At 63.7% G+C, this 1,177-nt stretch carries 1 protein-coding gene; it reads left to right on the plus strand.

The annotated features are described in order from the left end of the window. On the plus strand, positions 1–1,176 hold the full coding sequence (gene tuf / locus NKH28_RS34275) for an elongation factor Tu (protein ID WP_352614181.1): 1,176 nt from the start codon (positions 1–3) through the stop codon (positions 1,174–1,176). Position 1,177 lies beyond the last annotated feature (1 nt).

Raw genomic sequence — 1,177 nt, forward strand, 5'->3', positions numbered from 1 at the left:
ATGGCAAAAGGTAAATTCGAGCGCACTAAGCCTCATGTGAACATTGGCACGATTGGTCACGTCGACCATGGCAAGACGTCGCTGACGGCGGCGATCACCAAGTATTTTGGCGAATACAAGCGCTACGACCAGATCGATGCGGCGCCCGAAGAGAAGGCGCGCGGCATCACCATTTCGACGGCGCACGTCGAATACGAAACCGCCAACCGCCACTATGCCCATGTCGACTGCCCCGGCCACGCCGACTATGTCAAGAACATGATCACCGGTGCTGCGCAGATGGACGGCGCGATCCTGGTGGTGTCGGCCGCCGACGGCCCGATGCCGCAGACGCGCGAGCACATCCTGCTCGCCCGCCAGGTCGGCGTGCCCTCGATCGTGGTGTTCTTGAATAAGGTCGACCAGGTCGACGACGCCGAGCTGCTCGAGCTGGTCGAGCTCGAGGTGCGCGAGCTTTTGACCAAGAACGAGTTCCCCGGCGACGACATTCCGATCGTCAAGGGTTCGGCGCTTGCCGCCCTTGAAGACAGCGACAAGAAGATCGGCGAGGACGCCATCCGCGAACTGATGGCTGCGGTCGATGCCTACATCCCGACGCCGGTTCGTCCGCTCGACAAGCCGTTCCTGATGCCGATCGAGGACGTGTTCTCGATCTCGGGCCGTGGCACGGTGGTGACCGGCCGCGTCGAGCGCGGCGTCGTCAAGGTCGGCGAGGAGCTGGAGATCGTCGGCATCCGTCCGACCACCAAGACGACCTGCACGGGCGTCGAGATGTTCCGCAAGCTGCTCGACCAGGGCCAGGCCGGCGACAACATCGGCGCGCTGCTGCGCGGTGTCGACCGTGAGGGCGTCGAGCGCGGCCAGGTCCTGGCCAAGCCCGGCACCGTCAAGCCGCACAAGAAGTTCGTTGCCGAAGCCTACATCCTGACCAAGGACGAGGGCGGCCGCCACACGCCGTTCTTCACCAACTACCGTCCGCAGTTCTATTTCCGCACGACGGACGTGACCGGCATCGTGTCGCTGCCGGAAGGCACCGAGATGGTGATGCCGGGCGACAACATCACCGTCGATGTCGAGCTGATCGTGCCGATCGCCATGGAAGAGAAGCTGCGCTTCGCCATCCGTGAAGGCGGCCGCACCGTCGGTGCCGGCATCGTCGTCACCATCACAGAGTAAT

This window comes from Mesorhizobium sp. M1227 (genome assembly GCF_040318315.1).
In the GTDB taxonomy this organism is placed as follows: Bacteria; Pseudomonadota; Alphaproteobacteria; order Rhizobiales; family Rhizobiaceae; genus Mesorhizobium.

Excerpts from the sequence above, each read along its gene's own strand:
- tuf (WP_352614181.1), top strand. The coding sequence starts at position 1 with ATGGCAAAAGGTAAATTCGAGCGCACTAAGCCTCATGTGAACATTGGC.